At 69.2% G+C, this 15172-nt stretch carries 12 protein-coding genes and 1 tRNA gene; 4 read left to right on the plus strand and 9 right to left on the minus strand.

Going from position 1 to position 15172, the window contains the following annotated elements:
* Positions 1-100: 100 nt before the first annotated feature.
* Positions 101-2524, plus strand: a complete 2424-nt coding sequence (locus ACIQRL_RS08060; protein ID WP_401328632.1) for a PA14 domain-containing protein — start codon at positions 101-103, stop codon at positions 2522-2524.
* A 75-nt stretch (positions 2525-2599) separates the two neighbouring features.
* On the opposite strand, the gene ACIQRL_RS08065 is transcribed toward ACIQRL_RS08060, so the two are convergent.
* From ACIQRL_RS08065 to ACIQRL_RS08085, 5 genes are all read right to left on the minus strand, one after another.
* On the minus strand, positions 2600-3052 hold the full coding sequence (locus tag ACIQRL_RS08065) for a heat shock protein transcriptional repressor HspR (RefSeq protein ID WP_401328634.1): 453 nt from the start codon (positions 3050-3052) through the stop codon (positions 2600-2602).
* 7 nt (positions 3053-3059) lie between these two features.
* Complete coding sequence (gene dnaJ, locus ACIQRL_RS08070; RefSeq protein WP_401328637.1) at positions 3060-4247, minus strand: molecular chaperone DnaJ; 1188 nt, start codon at positions 4245-4247, stop codon at positions 3060-3062.
* Between the two features lie 33 nt (positions 4248-4280).
* Positions 4281-4940: a nucleotide exchange factor GrpE gene (gene grpE, locus ACIQRL_RS08075; protein ID WP_401328640.1), complete on the minus strand. Its 660-nt coding sequence runs from the start codon at positions 4938-4940 to the stop codon at positions 4281-4283.
* A complete protein-coding gene (gene dnaK / locus ACIQRL_RS08080) occupies positions 4937-6781 on the minus strand; it encodes a molecular chaperone DnaK (RefSeq protein ID WP_401328643.1) in 1845 nt (614 codons plus the stop codon). The genes grpE and dnaK overlap by 4 nt, the downstream gene beginning before the upstream one ends.
* Before the next feature lie 147 nt (positions 6782-6928).
* Complete coding sequence (locus ACIQRL_RS08085) at positions 6929-8044, minus strand: MraY family glycosyltransferase (protein ID WP_401328645.1); 1116 nt, start codon at positions 8042-8044, stop codon at positions 6929-6931.
* Between the two features lie 265 nt (positions 8045-8309).
* Between ACIQRL_RS08085 and ACIQRL_RS08090 the strand changes: the two genes are divergently transcribed.
* Together ACIQRL_RS08090 and ACIQRL_RS08095 are read left to right on the plus strand one after the other, a co-directional pair.
* Positions 8310-10586 (plus strand): (Fe-S)-binding protein, encoded by a 2277-nt coding sequence (locus tag ACIQRL_RS08090; RefSeq protein ID WP_401328648.1) that lies wholly within the window; start codon positions 8310-8312, stop codon positions 10584-10586.
* Positions 10587-10927: 341 nt separating this feature from the next.
* Positions 10928-11977 carry a Yip1 family protein gene (locus ACIQRL_RS08095; RefSeq protein ID WP_401328651.1) on the plus strand — a complete coding sequence of 350 codons (1050 nt, stop codon included), beginning with the start codon at positions 10928-10930 and terminating at the stop codon, positions 11975-11977.
* Positions 11978-12327: 350 nt separating this feature from the next.
* Here ACIQRL_RS08095 and ACIQRL_RS08100 read toward each other — a convergent pair whose 3' ends face one another.
* Both ACIQRL_RS08100 and ACIQRL_RS08105 read right to left on the minus strand, forming a co-directional pair.
* Positions 12328-12609, minus strand: coding sequence for a hypothetical protein (locus ACIQRL_RS08100; protein ID WP_401328654.1), 282 nt, complete (start codon positions 12607-12609; stop codon positions 12328-12330).
* 127 nt (positions 12610-12736) lie between these two features.
* Positions 12737-12827: transfer RNA gene (locus ACIQRL_RS08105), tRNA-Ser, on the minus strand.
* A 546-nt stretch (positions 12828-13373) separates the two neighbouring features.
* On the opposite strand from ACIQRL_RS08105, the gene ACIQRL_RS08110 reads away from it, so the two are divergent.
* Positions 13374-13799 carry a GNAT family N-acetyltransferase gene (locus ACIQRL_RS08110; protein ID WP_401328657.1) on the plus strand — a complete coding sequence of 142 codons (426 nt, stop codon included), beginning with the start codon at positions 13374-13376 and terminating at the stop codon, positions 13797-13799.
* 84 nt (positions 13800-13883) lie between these two features.
* On the opposite strand, the gene ACIQRL_RS08115 is transcribed toward ACIQRL_RS08110, so the two are convergent.
* Entirely contained in the window at positions 13884-14393 is a 510-nt protein-coding gene (locus tag ACIQRL_RS08115; RefSeq protein WP_401329546.1) for a phosphoribosyltransferase, read from the minus strand.
* Between the two features lie 10 nt (positions 14394-14403).
* Positions 14404-14979, minus strand: coding sequence for a dCTP deaminase (gene dcd / locus ACIQRL_RS08120; RefSeq protein WP_328554396.1), 576 nt, complete (start codon positions 14977-14979; stop codon positions 14404-14406).
* Positions 14980-15172: the final 193 nt, after the last annotated feature.

The raw sequence follows: 15172 nt of genomic DNA on the forward strand, positions 1-15172 counted from the left end.
TTCTGTCATTCACCGGTACAACCAACTCCCCTGTACGGGAGTCGTGATCATCAACGGATTTTTAACCACCGTTGACGATCGGGCAGACCAGAAGGAACGCATGAACAGAGCCACCGGCACGAAGGGCGCCCTCTCCGCGGCCCTCGTGCTCGCCACCGCGGGCGGACTGCTCACCGCAGCCGGCACGGCCGCCTCCGCAGTGACCAACTGCACATCGCCCCTGTATAAGCGGCAGTTCTACGCGAACACCACATTCTCGGGCACACCGAAAAAGACGGACTGCGACTCCGCGATCGACCAGAACTGGGGCTCCGGCGCGCCCGCGTCGGGCCTGCCCGCCGACAACTTCGGCGTCCGCTGGACGGTGACCCGCGATTTCGGCTCGGGCGGCCCCTTCACGCTCCCCCTCTCGTTCCAGGACGGAATTCGGGTCTATCTGGACGGAACGCGCAAAGTAGACGCCTGGAAGAACATTTCGGCCACTCAGTCAAAAACGGTCAACCTCACCATTCCGTCCGGCCGGCACACGCTGCGCGTCGATTTCGCCAACTGGACAGGAAAGGCAAACGTCGCTTTCGTCTACAAACCCACCACTTCTCCCGGTGCCGACAAGACCAGGCCCCTGGTGCCCACGGGTTCCTCGGCGACGTACGACACCGCCACCGGCCGGGCCAAGGTCTCCTGGTCCAGGAACCGGGAGATGGACCTCGCGGGATACCGCGTCTTCCGCCGCCTCAAGGGCAGCACGACCTGGACGTCGCGGACCACGACGACCACCACCTCGTACACCGACACGTCCCTCCCGCTGACCGGCGACACCTACTACTACGAGGTCCGCGCCTACGACAGAGCGGGCAACCAGTCGGCGGGGACGGCCGCCCGAGGCGTCACCACCGTCGACAGGACCCCGCCCGCCGCACCGTTCGTCGAGATGGACAGCTGCCCCGGCGACCAGCCCTACGCGGCACCGGAGCTCGTCACCACCGCGGCGAACGCGGCCGACATCGCGCTGTACTCGATGCAGCGGCTGAACCCGACGACCGGCGCGTGGATCACCGTGTACACCGGTGCCAAGGGCGCGATCTGCGACACCGGGTACCGGGCCGACGGCAGCAAGGTCACCTACCGGGGCAGAGCCCGCGACGCCGCCGGGAACTGGTCCGCCTACTCGGCCGCCGGCACGTTCACCACCTCCGACCTGACGCCTCCGGCACCCGTCTCCGGCCTCGGCGTCACGTACCGGTCGGGCGTTCCTCATCTGGTGTGGCCCCCGGTCACCGGCGCCTCCTCATATCAGGTCCTCCAGTACGACCCGTCGAACGGCGGCTGGTCCGACGCCCTGTCCGGCGGCGGCACCACCACGCGGACCGACGTCGTGCCGCGCCAGTTGGCCACGGTCGCCGACAGCTACCGGTACGCGGTGCGCTCGGTGGACACCAGGGGCAACGCCGCCGCCCCGGCGGAGATCACCCTGGCGATGGCCGACCGGCCCGAGGCCGTCCCCGCGTACGAGACCACCGCGCACCGGTTCGACGAGGGGGTGATGATCGAGTGGACGAGTGCCGACCCGTGGACCTTCGACGAGGGCCCGCTCCTCACGTACAGGATCGTCCGTACCGACCCGGCGACCGGGCAGAGCACCACCGTGGAGCTCTGCAAGCCGAACATCCTGTTCGACGACACGCTGCGGCCCCCGTCGACGTCCTGGACATGGGCCGATGACCGCACCCCGTCCTACGCGGGCCGCAAGGTGGTCCACGGCACCTGCTGGGACATCTCCGGTGCCTCGGAGACGACGTACGAGTACCGGATCGTCACCATCGACCCCTACGGGCACGAGTCGCAGCCCGGCGCGGCCGCCACGGCCACCACGCCGGACACCGAGCGCCCGGCCCCCGTCGGGAACCTGACGGCGCAGCAGCTCCCGCTCGGCGTCCGCCTGACGTGGACACCGCCCGCCGACGACGACGTCACCGGATACAAGGTCTGGCAGGGGGTCACCGACCCGGAGACCGGCGAGACGCGGTGGAAGGGCAACTGCTGGAGGGCGTCCTCGCTCGCCCCCACCGAGATCCTCTGCCCGACCGTCCCCGACGGCGCCACGCACATCTACAAGGTGGCCGCCTCGGACGGGTCCGGCCTGGTGGACGACGACGCCGGCCCGGAGGCCTACCACCCCGCCGAGGTCTCCGTCACCCTGCCGGACACCCGCCCGCCCGGCTGGACCGGAACCGACGTCCGCGAGAGCCAGTACCCGAGCCTCTTTGTCCGCTGCGGCCAGACCATCTACGACATGCCGTGCGGTGACTACACGGACTACCGCTGGGAGAAGTGGGACGCGGCCGCCGGCGCCTGGACCACGTTCGCCACGGGCAAGGTGACCGCCCCGAAGTCCCACATGGACACCACCGTGCACGAGGACCGGCTGGGGCTGTACTACTACCGCGCCGTCTACGTCGACCCGTCGGGCAAGGAAGAGGTGGTCGAGCAGCAGGCCTACGGCATCTGGGACGACTGGCTCTGACCCCCGCCCGACACGAAGGGGCCCACCGGTTCGGACGAACCGGTGGGCCCCTTCGGACGAGAACCAGGACCTGTCCTAGTCGGCCGCCCGCTTGGGACGCCACACCACCAGCGCGCTGGTCTGCTGGACCTCCTGGTACGGGACCAGGTCCCGGCGGTAGGAGGCGTGCACGGCGGCCTCGCGCTGCCGCATGGTGGCCGCGGCGCCGTCGAGTGCCGACTCCAGCTCCGCGACCCGGGACTGGAGCGCGGCCACCTGGTTCTCCAGCTCGATGATGCGCTTGATGCCGGCCAGGTTGATGCCCTCGTCCTGCGACAACTGCTGGACGGTGCGCAGCAGTTCGATGTCGCGGGCCGAGTAACGGCGGCCACGGCCCGCCGTGCGGTCGGGAGAGACCAGACCGAGCCGGTCGTACTGACGCAGTGTCTGCGGGTGCAGTCCGGAGAGCTGGGCCGCCACCGAGATGACGTAGACCGGAGTCTCCTCGGTCAGTTCGTACGGGTTGCGTCGACGACCGGTCGTGTCCATGGCTCCGTCATGCTCCCTTCGCGGCCTGGAACAGCTCCGCCCGCGGATCCTCACCCGCGGTCGCCTCGCGATACGCCTCCAGAGCGTCACGAGCCTTGCCGGACAGCTCCTGGGGGACCGCCACTTCGACGGTGACCAGGAGGTCGCCCCGCGTGCCGTCCTTGCGGACCGCGCCCCTGCCCCGGGCGCGCATGGTGCGTCCGTTGGGGGTGCCCGGCGGCAGCTTCAGGGTCACCGGGGGGCCGCCCAGGGTCGGCACCTTCACCTCGCCGCCGAGTGCCGCCTCCGCGAAGGTGACGGGCACGGTGACGGTGAGGTTGTCGTCCTTGCGGCCGAAGACCGGGTGGGCGTCGACATGGACGGTGACGTACAGGTCGCCGGCCGGTCCTCCCCGCTCGCCGGGGGCGCCCTTGCCGCGCAGCCGGATCCGCTGGTTGTCGCTGACACCCGCCGGGATCCGGACCTGCATCGTGCGGGACGACTTGGCCCGGCCGCTGCCCGAGCACTCCATGCAGGGGTGCTCGGCGATCAGACCGCGGCCCTTGCAGTCAGGGCAGGGGTCCGTCAGCGAGAAACCGCCGCCCGAGCCCCGCGCCACCTGGCCGGTGCCGACACAGGTCGGGCACACGCGCGGTGTGCCGTTCTTGTCGCCGGTGCCCGAACAGGCCTTGCAGGGCGCCTGCGAGGTCATCCGCAGCGGAACGGTCGCGCCGTCCACCGCCTCCGTGAAGGAGAGCGTGACCTCGGTGTCGATGTCCTGGCCGCGCCGGGGCTGCGTCCGCGTGCCCGTGGTGGCGCCGCCGCGGTTGAACAGGCCCCCGAAGACGTCACCTATACCGCCGCCGAAGCCGCCGGCTCCTCCCGCTCCCTGACCCTGGGGGCCGCCTCCGAAGAGGTCGCCCAGGTCGAAGTTGAAGTTGCCGCCGCCCGCGCCGGGACCCGGCCGGAAGCCGCCGTTGCCGAAGAGGGCGCGTGCCTCGTCGTACTCCTTGCGCTTCTTGGGGTCGCCGAGCACGTCGTTCGCCTCGGAGATCTCCTTGAAGCGCTCCTCGGCCTTGGCGTTGCCCTTGTTGGCGTCCGGGTGGAACTCGCGGGCGAGCTTCCGGTACGCCTTCTTGATCTCGGCCTCGGTGGCGTCCTTGGGGACGCCGAGGACCTTGTAGAAGTCCTTCTCGATGAAGTCCTTGGTGCTCATCCCCGACGTCCCTCCTTCCTCGTCCGCTCAAGCTCAGCCCTCGTCCGGGCCACCGCTCTCCTTGTCATCGGCCGCCTCGGCCGAGTCCTCGGCCTTGACCGTCTGCGCCCCGGGCTGCGGCTCGGCGACGGCCACCCGCGCGGGGCGGATGGTTCGCTCGCCGAAGCGATACCCCGGCTGCAGAATCGCCACGCACGTCGTCTCGGTGACGTCCGGCGCGTACGAGTGCATCAAGGCTTCGTGGATCGTCGGGTCGAAGGGCTCGCCCTCCTTGCCGAACTGCTGGAGCCCCATCTTCGCCGCGACGGTCTCCAGCGATTCGGCGACGGACTTGAATCCGCCGACGAGCTCGCCGTGATCCCGCGCGCGGCCGATGTCGTCGAGTACGGGAAGGAGCTCGGTCAGGAGGCTCGCGACGGCGACCTCCCTGACCGCGATCCGGTCGCGCTCGACACGGCGGCGGTAGTTCTGGAACTCGGCCTGGAGCCGCTGGAGGTCCGCGGTGCGCTCGGTGAGCGCCATGCGGGCCTGGTCCAGCTGGGCCGTCAGACCGACCAACTGTGCTGCTGCGTCCCCGTCCGGGGCCGCCGCCCCCTCCGCAGAGGGGGTGGCGGACTGCGGCTCGGCGTCGTCAGAGGTGGCGCCGGAAGGGACGTCGGGCTGCTCTTCGTAGCCCGGGGTCTCCTCCGTCACGCGGCACCGTCCCGGCGGTCCTCGTCGACGATCTCGGCGTCGACGACATCGTCGTCGGCCTTCGGGGCCTCGGCACCGTGGGCGTCGCCGCCCGCGGCCTGCGCGGCCTGGGCGTCGGCGTACATGGCCTGGCCGAGCTTCTGCGAGACCGCGGCGACCTTCTCGGTGGCGGTGCGGATCTCGGCGGTGTCCTCGCCCTTGAGCGCGGCCTTCAGCTCCTCGACGGACGCCTCGACCTCGGTCTTGATCTCGCCGGGGACCTTGTCCTCGTTGTCCTTGAGGAACTTCTCCGTCTGGTAGACGAGCTGCTCGCCCTGGTTGCGGGTCTCGGCGGCCTCGCGGCGGGCGTGGTCCTCGTCCGCGTACTTCTCGGCCTCCTGGCGCATGCGGTCGACCTCGTCCCGCGGCAGCGAGGAGCCGCCGGTGACGGTCATCTTCTGCTCCTTGCCCGTGCCGAGGTCCTTCGCGGTCACGTGCATGATGCCGTTGGCGTCGATGTCGAAGGCGACCTCGATCTGCGGGACACCACGCGGGGCCGGCGGCAGACCGGTCAGCTCGAACATCCCGAGCTTCTTGTTGTACGCCGCGATCTCGCGCTCGCCCTGGTAGACCTGGATCTGCACGGACGGCTGGTTGTCCTCGGCCGTCGTGAAGATCTCCGAGCGCTTGGTCGGGATCGTGGTGTTGCGCTCGATGAGCTTGGTCATGATCCCTCCCTTGGTCTCGATACCGAGGGACAGCGGGGTCACGTCGAGGAGCAGGACGTCCTTGACCTCACCCTTGAGGACACCGGCCTGGAGGGCCGCGCCGATGGCGACGACCTCGTCCGGGTTCACGCCCTTGTTGGCCTCGTTGCCACCGGTCAGCTCCTTGACGAGCTCGGCGACGGCGGGCATACGGGTGGAGCCACCGACGAGAACGACGTGGTCGATCTCGGAGAGCTGGATGCCGGCGTCCTTGATGACGTTGTGGAACGGCGTCTTGCAGCGCTCCAGAAGGTCGGCCGTCAGCTGCTGGAACTGGGCGCGCGTGAGCTTCTCGTCCAGGTGCAGCGGGCCCTCGGCGGAGGCCGTGATGTAGGGCAGGTTGATCGAGGTCTCGGTGGACGAGGACAGCTCGATCTTGGCCTTCTCGGCGGCCTCGCGCAGACGCTGGAGCGCCATCTTGTCCTTGGCGAGGTCCACGCCGTGACCGGAGCGGAACTGCTGCACCAGGTAGTCGACGACGCGCTGGTCCCAGTCGTCACCACCGAGGTGGTTGTCACCGTTGGTGGCCTTCACCTCGACGACGCCGTCACCGATCTCCAGGAGGGACACGTCGAAGGTGCCGCCACCGAGGTCGAAGACGAGGATCGTCTGGTCGTCCTTGTCGAGGCCGTACGCGAGCGCGGCCGCGGTCGGCTCGTTGACGATACGAAGGACGTTGAGACCGGCGATCTCACCGGCTTCCTTCGTCGCCTGACGCTCGGAGTCGTTGAAGTACGCCGGGACGGTGATGACCGCGTCGGCCACCTTCTCGCCCAGGTACGCCTCCGCGTCGCGCTTCAGCTTCTGCAGGATGAAGGCGCTCATCTGCTGCGGGTTGAAGCTCTTGCCGTCGAGCTCGATCTTCCAGTCCGTGCCCATGTGACGCTTCACCGAACGGATGGTCCGGTCCACGTTCGTGACCGCCTGGCGCTTGGCGACCTCGCCGACGAGCACCTCACCGTTCTTCGCGAAGGCGACGACGGACGGCGTGGTCCTGGCGCCCTCGGCGTTGGTGATGACGGTGGGCTCGCCGCCCTCCAGAACGCTGACGACCGAGTTCGTCGTGCCCAGGTCGATGCCGACCGCACGTGCCATTTCAATTCCTCCAACAATGACTTGAGTGGAACGGACTCAAGTGTGCACGACGTCCGCCTCTCGGTCAACAGACCTGAGTCGCAGGGGCTCAACTCTTATCCGCTCCTTACACGCATGAAGGCCCTGACCTGCGGCTTTCTCGTAGAGTCAGTGCACCTTTACCGCACCCGGAGCCGCCGGACGAGGCCGTCCCGGCCGGTCCAGCGATCGCGGGACGGGTCCCCCGGGCGCGGGGATCGCATGCGGAGGAGACCGGCGCGGGCGGGGTCCCGGACGTACGGCCCCCGCGACCGCGACCACCGCCACGGCGCCGGCCGGCCACCAGGCCGCCCCCGCCCCCAGCCACCCGAGATCGATGAGCAGCCCCACCGACGCACCCGCGAACGCGGCCAGCCCCGTCACGACCATGACCCCCTGCCGGGTGAGCCCGGCCCGCCGCAGCCGGTGCACCAGATGGTCCGGCGCAGGGCGCAGCAGCGGCCGCCCCGCCCGCCGCCGGGACACCAGGACGAGGACGGCGTCGGCACTGGCCACGGCCGTCAGCGCGAACCCGGCGCCGAACCCGGGTCCGGCGGGCCGCTCCGCGTGCACCTGCACGACCGCCGCGGCCAGCACGAACCCGGCGAACAGCGAGCCGCACCGCCCCGGCGCGATCCGGGCCGGCGGCCAGCCGTGCATCAGGAAGCCGGTGAGGGCGGCGGCGAGCACGCTGAGCAGCGCCGCGAGCCCGTCCATGACCTCGGCGGCCGCGCACCCGCTGAGCGCGAAGGCGGTGATGACGGCGACCGTCCCCATCACCCCGTCGGCGTGGTCGAGCGAGCGGAAGGCCTGCGTGACGAAGACGATCCAGGCCACGGCCAGCGCTCCGGCGGGCACGCCGAGTTCGTCGTAGGGGACGGTCAGCGCGGCGGCGGCGACGACGCCGGCCACACACACCACCGGGGGCACCGGCAGCAGGTCGGCGGCCAGGCCGAGCAGGGCGACCACGATCGCGGCGACCAGCAGCCGTCCGGCCTCCGGCCCGAGCGGGGCGGCGCCGGTCCAGTCCCCGGCCCAGCCGACGAGCGCCGTCCCGCCCACCACGGCCACCCCGCCGAGCAGCGGAACCGGCCGCGCTCTCCCGGGTGCCCGCGGTTTCGCCCGGCGCGCGGGAAACCCCGTCCCGTCGACCACGCCGAAGCGCAGGGAGAACGACCGCAGCAGCGCGGCGAGCGCGGCGGTCAGGAGCAGAGCGGCGGTGGCGGCCGTGATTCCGTACAGCACCTCGCCAATTTAGGGGTAATTGTCACAGTATTGGGTGAATAACACGATCGGGTTTACGTGTCCTGCCGTCACGGGCGAACCGGACCTCCTGCCCGGCCCCCGCACGGCCACTCAGGCTTCCCTCAGCGACGCAGATCACCGCACCTCTGGCTACAGTGCGGCGGAGGAAGTGGGTAGTCTCAGACGGACTGCATAAGTTACCGCTTAGTAATCACCTTCGAGGTCACGCTCGAAGCAACACCTCGCAGGCCCGAGGAGCCCCCGAATGCAACTCGCCGCGATCATTGTGTCGCTGGTCCTGACCGTGGTCGGCGTAGCGCTGATCGCGCGGGCCGTCGCGCAGATCTACCGGTTCATCAAGCTCGGCCAGGCCGTACCCGCCGGCAGCCGCACCGACGACTGGAAGGCCCGCAGCGTCACGCTGGCCAAGGAATTCGTCGGCCACACCCGTATGAACCGGTGGGGGATCATCGGCGTCGCGCACTGGTTCGTGGCCGTCGGCTTCCTGACCCTGGGCCTGACGATCGTCACGGCCTACGGCCAGCTCTTCAAGGCCGACTGGACGCTGCCGGTGCTCGGCGGCTGGCTGCCGTACGAGCTGTACACCGAGTTCATCGCGCTGTTCACGACGCTCGGCATCATCGTGCTGATCGCGGTCCGGCAGCTCAACCGGCCGTCCAAGCCGGGCCGCAAGTCGCGCTTCGCCGGCTCCAAGACGGGCCAGGCGTACTTCGTCGAGGCCGTGATCCTCGTCATCGGCTTCGCCATCATGACCCTGCGCGGCCTGGAGGGCGCGATCCACGGTGTCGACCACTACGAGGCCGCGTACTGGGCCTCGTACCCCCTGGTCGCCGCCTTCAAGGGCCTGAGCTACGGAACGCTGCAGAACCTGGTCTACCTGACCGCCATGATCAAGCTCGGCGTCACCATGGGCTGGGCGATCACGGTCGGCCTGAACACCAACATGGGTGTCGCCTGGCACCGCTTCCTCGCCTTCCCCAACATCTGGTTCAAGCGCGACGCCAAGGGCGCGACCGCCCTCGGCGAGCTGCTCCCGATGACCAGCGGCGGCAAGGCCATCGACTTCACCGACCCCGGTGAGGACGACGTCTTCGGCGTCTCCCAGGTCGAGCAGTTCTCCTGGAAGGGCCTGCTCGACTTCTCCACCTGCACCGAGTGCGGCCGCTGCCAGTCGCAGTGCCCCGCCTGGAACACCGGCAAGCCGCTCTCCCCCAAGCTCCTCATCATGTCGCTGCGCGACCACGCGCACGCCAAGGCCCCGTACCTGCTGGCCGGCGGCGGCAAGAACATGGAGGGCGAGGAGAAGGCGTCCGAGGAGCAGCTCAAGGACGTTCCCGCGGCGGCCCTCGCCGAGGCCGAGCGCCCCCTCATCGGCACCGCCGAGGAGAACGGCGTCATCGACCCGGACGTCCTGTGGTCCTGCACCACCTGCGGCGCCTGCGTCGAGCAGTGCCCGGTCGACATCGAGCACATCGACCACATCGTCGACATGCGCCGCTACCAGGTGATGATCGAGAGCGCGTTCCCGTCCGAGGCGGGCACGATGCTCAAGAACCTGGAGAAGAAGGGCAACCCCTGGGGGCTGGCCAAGAAGCAGCGCCTGGAGTGGACCAAGGAGGTCGACTTCGAGATCCCCGTCGTCGGCCGCGACATCGAGGACCTCAGCGAGATCGAGTACCTCTACTGGGTCGGCTGCGCCGGCGCCCTGGAGGACCGGGCGAAGAAGACCACGAAGGCCTTCGCCGAACTGCTGCACATGGCGGGCGTCAAGTTCGCGATCATGGGCGGCGACGAGAAGTGCACCGGTGACTCCGCCCGCCGCCTCGGCAACGAGCCCCTGTTCCAGGAGCTCGGCATGGAGAACGTCGCGGCGCTGAACATGGCGTTCGGCGAGGACGACGAGGACGAGTCGACCAAGAAGCCGAAGTCGGCGAAGAAGATCGTCGCCACCTGCCCGCACTGCCTCAACACGATCGGCAACGAGTACCCGCAGCTCGGCGGCGACTACGAGGTCATCCACCACACCCAGCTGCTCCAGCACCTCATCGACGAGGGCAAGCTGCTCCCGGTGACCCCGGTCGAGGGCCTCATCACCTACCACGACCCGTGCTACCTGGGCCGCCACAACAAGATCTACACGCCCCCGCGCGAGATCATGTCCGCCGTCCCGGGCCTGCGCCAGCAGGAGATGCACCGCCACAAGGAACGCGGCTTCTGCTGCGGCGCCGGTGGCGCGCGGATGTGGATGGAGGAGCGGATCGGCAAGCGCATCAACAACGAGCGTGTCGACGAGGCTCTGTCGCTGAACCCCGACATCGTCTCCACCGCCTGCCCGTTCTGCCTCGTCATGCTGACCGACTCGGTCAACGGCAAGAAGAACGACGGCCAGGCCAAGGAGTCCGTCCAGGTCGTCGACGTCGCCCAGCTCCTCCTCGACTCCGTCAGGACCCCGGTCGAGGAAGAGCCCCCGGCGGGCGCGGCCGAGTCCGAGAGCGAGCCGGAGCCCGAGCCGGTGAAGTAGCCGGCCCCGGCCGGCCCGGCAGACCCAGCCGCCCGACCCAGCCGTCCGACCGGCCTGACCCGATCGGTACGACCGACACCCCCGCGCTCTCCGGAGCGCGGGGGTGTCGCCGTATCCCGGAACGCGTGCGTCCTGCCCGGCCGTGGCTCGGTGGCATCGACGGGGGATGTGCGCCCGGGCATCCCCGCATGCCGCAGGGGAATCCCACATGCAGATGCGTCACCCTCGCCACGTGCGACTCGCCCCGGCGTGCCCCCTCCCCTGCTGGTCCGGGTCCCGTCGCCCCTCGTTCGGTCGTACATTCGCTCCCCGTAGGGGCCGCCCGGAGTGCCCCTTAGGGGATGTCACAGCTCGGACCCAATGCCCGGCCCGTTGCCCCGGGCCCGGCACGTCACTCTTCGGGACCAGGTACGTTCGATAACGTGGCTGGATTCAGGATCGGACGCGGCGGCCGGGACAACCGTGCCCCGCAAGCGCGACCGCAACAACAACCGCCGTACGGGCAGGCACCCCAGGGACGCGGACAGCGGTCCCCCCAGGGAGGCGGGCAACAGCCGTACGGCTATCCGCCCGCGCCGCCGCAGCCGCAGTACGGGGGACAGCCGCCGTACGGCGGCCAGCAGGGCGGTCAGCCCTACCGCGGCGGACAGCAGGGCGGCTGGCCCCAGGGCGGCGGACACGGCGGCGGACACGGCGAGCCGGAGTACTTCGGCGACGGTCACCCGCAGCAGGGCCCGGACCCGTACGCCGCGAACAGCCCTGGTCACACCCAGGCCTTCTCGATCGGCGAGGACCCGTACAACCAGGGCGAGACCTACCGGGCGGGCCAGGCGGCCGCGCCGCCGGTCGGTCCGCGGCTGCACTGGAAGGACCTGCTCAAGGGCATCGTGACGGCCCCCAACCGGACCTTCCTCCAGATGCGCGACTACACGATGTGGGCCCCGGCTCTGATCGTGACGTTCCTCTACGGCCTGCTGGCGGTCTTCGGCTTCGACGGCGCCCGCCAGGACGCCATCAGCGCGACGCTCTCCAACGCCGTCCCGATCGTCCTGACGACCGCCGTCGCCCTCGTCCTCAGCACGTTCGTCCTGGGCGTGGTCACCCACACCCTGGCCCGCCAGCTCGGCGGCGACGGCGCCTGGCAGCCCACGGTCGGCCTCTCCATGCTGATCATGTCCATCACGGACACCCCGCGGCTGCTCGTCGCCATGTTCTTCGGCGGCGACGCGTCCTTCGTCAGGCTCCTGGGCTGGCTCACCTGGGTCGCCGCGGGCGCCCTGCTGACCCTGATGGTCGGCAAGTCCCACGACCTCCCGTGGCCCAAGGCACTCGCCGCGTCATCCATTCAGCTGATCGCCATCCTGTCGATCATCAAACTGGGCACGTTCTAACGCCCTCGGCGCCTCCCGTACACAGGGGCCCGCACACACGGGCCCGCACACAGGCGCCCGCACACAGGCGCCCGCACACAAAAGAGGGGCTTCTCGGCACTGAGCCGGGAAGCCCCTCTCACGTTCTCCCGACCGGTCAGGATCGGTCAGGTCGAGGGGAGGTGATCAGCGAATCAGGTGGCGGTCAGCGCCGTACGGGTTCGATCAAGCCCCGGCTGCGCTCCGCTCCGCCGGGCGGAGAGGGTTGGCCGGCGGCATGAGGTCAGAACACGTCGTGGCTGGGGCGGTCGGCTCCACCGGTACAGATGGACGACCCACCCGGCGGAGAGGGAGAAGACCGGTGGCCTAGCTCAGGGCACCAGGAAGCCTCCGAGCCGCTCCACCGTGTTGATGAGGGCACCGTTCGACGGGTCGACGATGTTGTTGGCGACAGAGTTGCCGTTGCCGCTGCTGTGGTGGCTGAAAAACCCATCGTTTCCGCTGTCGGCACCTTCGTTGCCGCTGGCAGTCTGGCTGATTCTGATGTCGTCCCCGCTGGGGTTGGGGTCGGCCGACGCGGGTGCGGCAGCGGCAAGGGCGAAGGCGCCGACGACGGCCGCGACTCCGAGGGTTCGACTGAAGATCTTGGTCATGCCCAGGGAACGACTGTTGCGCGCGGATGGACACGGGACCGCGGGACGGATCAGGCGGTCGTAACCTGCTTGGCTCCGTACAAACTGGGACTGTGCCCGTGCCCCTCCTGTGCCCGTTCGGTCGGGAAGCAGCAGTGGGATTTGAACCCACAGTGACACCGCTGCCACGACGGTTTTCAAGACCGTGCCCCACATGGTGAGGTAGACGAGACATCTGCGCGGCACTGCGTCGTAGGCTGCGCGCAAGGAGACGAGAGGGAAACGCGTGCCCCGCTGGCTGTTCAGAGTCGCCGGCGTCGTTGCTGGGATCAACATGCTGGTTCAAGCCGCGACTGCCTCCAACGTATTCGTGCGAGTCACCGCGATCTTTCTCCTCATCGTCGCAGGATTCTTTGCAGGCACCTTGTTCCACCTCATGAGGAAACGCCGGGAGCCCAGCGCCGCAGCCCCCGAGGCCTAGCCCACCCCCGTGCTGGACGATGCGGTCGCCATCCTGTCGTAGCCCCATCCGGCAGTTGACATCGGCGACTGACACCAAAAGCGGCGGACGGGCACGAAATCGTGGATGACCATGCGTCATCGGGTGTGACGCGGTCGCGACAACGGTCCGGCATAAAATGCCTGATCACCTGGGGTGTGCGAGTGTTATCGTCGCCCGCGTGCCTGAACTGGTCCCACCCACCGGTCGACTTCAGCCCTCATGGCTCGCGGCGCGTGACGAGTGGTCTCCAGGCGCTCACCAAGCCGGTACGGGCTTGGGCCTCATGCCCGAGGCTGACCTCGACGACCCCGCCGTCTTCTCGGCGTGGGTAGAGCGACTGCGGCAGCAGTCGGACAGGTCGGTTGCCCTGAGGGACGGGTGGATCCACGCCACCCACTGGTGGATCGTCGAGGGCGACAGCTATCTGGGAGCCATCGATCTGCGGCACCGCCTGAATGCCTTTCTGCTCCATAGCGGCGGGCACATCGGATATAGCATCCGGCCCTCCGCCCGAAGGCGCGGCCTGGCCACGTGGGCTCTCGGGGCTGTTCTCCCCGAAGCCCGTGCGCTCGGTCTGGACCGCGTCCTCATCACATGCGACGACGACAATGTCGCATCGGCGCGCACCATCGAGCGCAATGGCGGCGTTCTGGAGGACGTCCGCACCACCGACGAGGGCATCAAGCGCCGCTACTGGATCACACTGTAGGCAGCCGTAACGCAACAGGACCCCCGGCTCACACCGAGGGCCCTGATCTTCGTCAGCGAGACGCTGCTGCACCATGTCCGCAGCTCAGAGGGCTTCCGTGTTCTCCTTTGCCGCCTCGCCGGACTTATGTACCGGAGGCAAAACACTCCAGGGGAAGTTGATCCACTCGTCGGTCCGCTTCCAGACGTACTCGCACTTCACGAGCGACTGGGTCTTCTCGTAGATCACGGCGCTGCGGACCTCGGCGACGGCGTCGACGCAGAAGTCGTGCACGAGCTTGAGCGTCTTGCCCGTGTCGGCGACGTCGTCGGTGATCAGGACCTTCTTGTCGGAGAAGTCGATCGCGTTGGGGACGGGGGCGAGCATGACCGGCATCTCCAGCGTCGTCCCCACCCCCGTGTAGAACTCGACGTTCACCAGATGGATGTTCTTGCAGTCGAGGGCGTAGGCGAGCCCGCCCGCGACGAAGACGCCGCCCCGGGCGATGGAGAGCACGATGTCGGGCTCGTACCCGTCGTCGGCGATGGTCTGAGCGAGTTCGCGTACGGCGACGCCGAACCCTTCGTAGCTGAGGTTCTCGCGCGCGGGAGACATGCTCATCGCCTCAGACCTGGGTGCGGTGGAAGTTCAGGAAGGACCGCGAGGCGGTCGGCCCGCGCTGGCCCTGGTACCGGGAGCCGTAGCGGTCGCTGCCGTACGGGAACTCGGCGGGCGAGCTGAGCCGGAACATGCAGAGCTGCCCGATCTTCATCCCCGGCCACAGCTTGATCGGCAGGGTCGCGAGGTTGGACAGCTCAAGGGTGACGTGCCCGGAGAACCCGGGGTCGATGAACCCCGCCGTGGAGTGGGTGACCAGCCCCAGCCGTCCCAGGGAACTCTTGCCCTCGAGCCGCGACGCGAGGTCGTCGGGCAGCGAGATGACCTCGTACGTACTGGCGAGGACGAACTCTCCGGGGTGCAGGATGAACGGCTCGTCCCCCTCGGGCTCGACGAGCCGCGTGAGATCCGACTGCTCGACCGCGGGGTCGATGTGGGGGTAGCGGTGGTTCTCGAACACCCGGAAGTAGCGGTCGAGGCGCACGTCGATGCTCGACGGCTGCACCATGGATTCGTCGTAGGGATCGATCCGGACCCGCCCGGCGTCGATCTCGGCCCGGATGTCCTTGTCTGAGAGAAGCACGCCCTGAGGATACGCAAGGCGCGCGGAGCCACCACAATCGTGACGACACCGCGCGCCCGTACCGCTCCGCCGCTACGACGCCTTTTACCTCCGCGCCCGTTGCCGCGGCGCCACTACTGCTCCGTCACTGCCTTCTCCAAGGCCACCGGCACCACACTGCGGAGCCGGGCACACCGTGGACACCGGAGCAGCC

The organism is Streptomyces sp. NPDC091209, assembly GCF_044757755.1.
Taxonomy (GTDB): Bacteria; Actinomycetota; Actinomycetes; order Streptomycetales; family Streptomycetaceae; genus Streptomyces.